Here is a 376-nt window from a genome sequence, read left to right as displayed (position 1 = left end):
TAAGATAAAACATTTCAGATTTAAAATGAGAGAAGAATGATTCAATGCAAGCATTGTCATGGCAGTTTCCTTTGCGGGAATGGCTGCCGATGGCGCCTAGCTGTTGAAGCATACGATAATAAGCAGGAGATGTATATTGGAATCCTTTATCTGAGTGGATGATGGTTCCATACACATCTCTTTTTTGTGTTGCTAAATCTAATGTTTTTAGAACAAGTTGCAAATCATTGCGATGTGAGAGTTTCCAAGCAACGATTTCATTATTGTAAAGGTCTTGAACGACCGATAAATAGAGAAATTTATCTTTGAATGGCAAATAAGTGATATCTGTGACAAGTACCTCATTTTGTTTGCGGTTTTGGAATTGTCGTTCTAC

The 376-nt window shown here is 36.4% G+C and carries 1 protein-coding gene; it reads right to left on the bottom strand.

The features are described 5' to 3' along the window. Positions 1 to 376 (bottom strand): DDE-type integrase/transposase/recombinase (locus AC1DKZ_RS33155; RefSeq protein ID WP_476997986.1); only part of this gene is annotated, 376 nt, incomplete at both ends.

This window comes from Bacillus sp. 05T21 (assembly GCF_056396785.1).
This window is presented reverse-complemented; position numbering and strand designations above follow the sequence as displayed.